The organism is Chitinophaga sp., assembly GCF_036569125.1.
In the GTDB taxonomy this organism is placed as follows: Bacteria; Bacteroidota; Bacteroidia; order Chitinophagales; family Chitinophagaceae; genus Chitinophaga.
On sequence record NZ_DATCRF010000729.1, the window covers coordinates 1 to 3,612 of the forward strand.

The 3,612-nt window shown below is 46.5% G+C and carries 5 protein-coding genes; 1 reads left to right on the plus strand and 4 read right to left on the minus strand.

Annotation, left to right across the window (positions count from 1 at the left end):
* On the minus strand, positions 1 to 704 hold a 704-nt coding region (locus VIM87_RS27065; RefSeq protein ID WP_332000009.1), incomplete at its 3' end, for an outer membrane beta-barrel protein.
* Positions 677 to 1,345 carry a bifunctional demethylmenaquinone methyltransferase/2-methoxy-6-polyprenyl-1,4-benzoquinol methylase UbiE gene (gene ubiE, locus VIM87_RS27070; RefSeq protein WP_332000010.1) on the minus strand — a complete coding sequence of 223 codons (669 nt, stop codon included), beginning with the start codon at positions 1,343 to 1,345 and terminating at the stop codon, positions 677 to 679. The genes VIM87_RS27065 and ubiE, both read right to left, overlap by 28 nt.
* A gap of 235 nt (positions 1,346 to 1,580) precedes the next feature.
* Between ubiE and yihA the strand changes: the two genes are divergently transcribed.
* Positions 1,581 to 2,189 carry a ribosome biogenesis GTP-binding protein YihA/YsxC gene (gene yihA, locus VIM87_RS27075; protein WP_332000011.1) on the plus strand — a complete coding sequence of 203 codons (609 nt, stop codon included), beginning with the start codon at positions 1,581 to 1,583 and terminating at the stop codon, positions 2,187 to 2,189.
* A 221-nt stretch (positions 2,190 to 2,410) separates the two neighbouring features.
* On the opposite strand, the gene VIM87_RS27080 is transcribed toward yihA, so the two are convergent.
* A complete protein-coding gene (locus VIM87_RS27080) occupies positions 2,411 to 2,887 on the minus strand; it encodes a ribonuclease H-like YkuK family protein (protein ID WP_332000012.1) in 477 nt (158 codons plus the stop codon).
* A 146-nt stretch (positions 2,888 to 3,033) separates the two neighbouring features.
* Positions 3,034 to 3,414 carry a CoA-binding protein gene (locus VIM87_RS27085; RefSeq protein WP_332000013.1) on the minus strand — a complete coding sequence of 127 codons (381 nt, stop codon included), beginning with the start codon at positions 3,412 to 3,414 and terminating at the stop codon, positions 3,034 to 3,036.
* Positions 3,415 to 3,612 lie beyond the last annotated feature (198 nt).

Sequence of the window (3,612 nt, forward strand, 5' to 3'; positions counted from 1 at the left end):
CCTTCCAGGTGTATAGAAAATACAAACATCCTGGATTGCATTTTCTCCACCACATTGGAGTAGCGGAGGTCCGGGTTTTTTACATGCACATTGCCCAAACCGTTACTGATCTTAATTTCAGGGGAGAAGATGAAGCTTTCGAAGTAAAACTCAAAACCGGCGCCTAATTCATAACCATAATCCGTAGTGCGGATCTTGGGCAGGTTATCATCGCGGCGGGCGCGGGCATTGGCAGCCAGGTCATAATCAAACTTTAAACCGGCAATCGTATATACGCGCATGTTACCTATGCGGTCTGATTTGAATTTGATCTGTACGGGAAAGCTTAAGAGAATGGATTCCACCTTTTTAGTAGTTTCCTGTATGGGATACATCTCTTTATAATACAGGTTTTTGGAGGCAAATACCAGCTGCGGGTTAAAACGCAGGTCAAAATACTGGCTCAGGCGGGCATTGGCCAGCAGGCCCAGGTTAAAACCCATGGTGCGCAAAGGTTCTACCACCATAATGGAATCGTCCTTCAGGAAAGCCTGCGACTGGGCGAGCTTAAAGTTAGAATTATTGGCCGCCAGGGTAATACCAAAGTAATAAGGCTTGGCATCATGCTCCAACATGTTCATCATTTGCTGGGCGCACACGGTTGTTGGCTTCCATAGGAATACGAAAAGGGATAGGATCAGCGCGTTGCGCAGTAAATTGAACATATGCCGAAAGTGAGCGTTTTGCATGTAACCGACTGGAAACCAGTGTTAGTTAAAATATTGCACATTACCTGCCCCTGTGGGAAAGCCTTCACTGAATCCGGCAGGTAGCTGTAAGCTGCCTGGCTTTTCGCAATCCATTTTCCCAGCAGTGGTGTTATATAACGAAAATACAGATTATATAATTGTTTAATGGGAAAAACTGTTGGATTTGAAAATTCCAGGATCACCAGTTTTCCGCCCGGTTTCAGTACGCGGCACATTTCTGAGAGCCCTTTTTCCAGGTTTTCGAAGTTGCGCACGCCAAATGCCACCGTTATGGCATCAAACGTCCTATCCGGAAAAGTTATTGTTTCACTGTCGCCCGCCTGCAGGGTTATTTTATTTTCCAGTCCCAGCCTGGCTATTTTCTCCTGCCCGAAATGGAGCATGCCTTCGGAAATATCGATCCCCGTTATGTGATCCGGTTGCAGCAGCCGGTTGGCCATAATGGCAAAATCGCCGGTACCGGTGGCCACATCCAGCATTTGTTTGGGTTGCAGGGTTTTCAGCTGCCGTAAAGCTTTTTTGCGCCACAGCACATCAATTCCCATGGACATAAAATGGTTCAGGAAGTCGTAGCGGAACGCAATATCATTGAACATGGACGCTATTTGCTCCTTCTTGCTTAATTTTGACTCCGCATACGGAACTACCTTCTGAACATTCGCTTTATCTGACATAGGGGGCAAAGGTAGTAAATGTGTAAATATGCAGATGTGTAAATGTGCAGATGAACCGGAACGTGCTGATATGCTGTATGTTGGTATTTGTTCGGCAAAAATGTACCAATGATGCATCCACATTCGTAATTCGTAATTGAATAATTCGTAATTGAAAATGAACATCAAATCAGCAGCATACCTTATCAGTAACGTGGACTGGCAAAAATGCCCCGCACCCAATTTGCCGGAATACGCATTTATAGGCCGTTCCAACGTAGGCAAATCTTCCCTCATCAATATGCTGGCCAACCACGATAAGCTGGCCAAAACATCCGGTACGCCGGGTAAAACGCAGCTGATCAACCACTTCGTTATTAACGAGGCCTGGTACCTGGTGGATCTGCCGGGTTACGGGTTTGCCAAAGTAAGCCAGTCGCAGCGCCGGCAATGGGAGCAAATGATCGAGAATTACCTGCGTAAAAGGGAGAACCTGGTAAATGTATTTGTGCTGATAGACAGCCGCCATACCCCCCAGAAGCTGGACATTGACTTCATTAATCAGCTGGGCAAATGGGAAGTACCTTTTAACCTGGTATTTACCAAAGCCGATAAAAATACCCAGGCCGAAACCAGCAAAAATGTAAAAGCCTTCCTCAATAAGCTGCGCGAAGAGTGGGAATTTCTGCCGCAGCACTTTATTACCTCTACCGTTAAAAAATCAGGCCGCGACGCCATCCTGGGCTTTATTGATGAAATGAACGAACAGTTCAGAACAACAGTGTAAGATTATACAAAGCCTTGTTATGAAATTGTTTACTGCAGTGCATTTAGCCTGTGGTTTCTGCCGTTATTGCTGATGATAAATGGAGGTATTGCTGATGATAAACCGGGATGCCGGAGTTTTAGGAATGTTTGCCGGAGCTGGCTGGAATAGGGGAGACAAACCTACCGGACGCGTGGCCACGTCCAAAAACAGGGGTTAAGATCTGCTTTACTTCTTCACGGTCAGTTCACTACCTTATTGGCGCAGCTGCTGCTGGCAAAGGCTTCCGGCTTGGCTTTAAAGGCAAAGCCCATACCCAGTATATAACCCATGGCTTCGCGTAAGGCCAGGTTACTTTTGAACTGGGGATTGGTGTTAATGTCGGCATGCACTTCCATGTCCACATCATACTCCGTGAAAAGATCGCATAGCTCATAGGCGATTTCAATGCTCTTGGCCACTTCGATCAGCATGCGTTCCTTAATGGAATACACATCCCTTGTTTTTTCGTTGTGGATGAACATAAAACCGCCGTGCCCTTCCCGCAGGAAAACGATCACGGTTGCAAATTCAGTTTCTACGCCCTTCACCTGGGAATCTGTGCCAATGCAAACTTTCAGTTTGAAACCACGGCCTGTTTCGCGGATAATGGCCTCGCGCACCTCATCCTTAATAGGTAAGTTAATGGGGTCGCCATTGAATCTTCTCCATTTAAACATGTGAGTATAATTAAAAAGTGAATAGGCGTTGGTGTTATACGCGCTTAGTCGGTTACGGAAAGCCAGTCTGTATCTAAAGCCTTGCAGTAGCGGGGAATGGATGGATCCAAAAAAAGTCAACCGAATATACGAAAAAAAGTAACAGGTTAATATTGCCCGGTGCTTAGCATAACCAGGGTACAGGCTTCCAGGGGCTCAATTCCATTTTCAATGGCCAGCCGCTCCAGCTCAGGATTTTCAGTACCGGGGTTAAAGATGATGCGCTTGGGATGCAGTTGAAGAATATAATCATAATAGGCCTGCTGCCGCTGGGGATTCAGGTACAGGGTAATGGTATCTACCGCTTCTACTGCCGGGTGTTCTTTGGTCACCGGCGTATCACCGATCTTTTCATCCTTTAGGCCGATGGCTACCACCGGATGCCCGTGCGCAGCTAACCGCGATACGGCCAGGTAGCTGTATCGCTGCGGATTAGCGGATGCGCCAATTACTACGGTTAGTTTTTTATTATTAGTGTTGATAGCCATAAAACTAAGTTAAGGCAATTACCTGGAAAACGGGGCGGCCTGAATAATGAAATCTTCATCAATTATCCTGTATTCCGCACGCATCATCTTACTTTCTGCATCCTGTTTTCAGAACAAATGATATGCCCTGCGCGGCAGCTGCTGCAAGATACTTTCAAACGCAGGCTGCAGCTGCGGGTATTGAAACGTAAAGCCGGC

What these genes read in the sequence shown, in the direction of transcription:
- ubiE (WP_332000010.1), bottom strand. Translation starts at nt 1,345, where the DNA reads ATGTTCAATGATATTGCGTTCCGCTACGACTTCCTGAACCATTTTATG.
- yihA (WP_332000011.1), top strand. Translation starts at nt 1,581, where the DNA reads ATGAACATCAAATCAGCAGCATACCTTATCAGTAACGTGGACTGGCAA.
- VIM87_RS27080 (WP_332000012.1), bottom strand. Translation starts at nt 2,887, where the DNA reads ATGTTTAAATGGAGAAGATTCAATGGCGACCCCATTAACTTACCTATT.
- VIM87_RS27085 (WP_332000013.1), bottom strand. Translation starts at nt 3,414, where the DNA reads ATGGCTATCAACACTAATAATAAAAAACTAACCGTAGTAATTGGCGCA.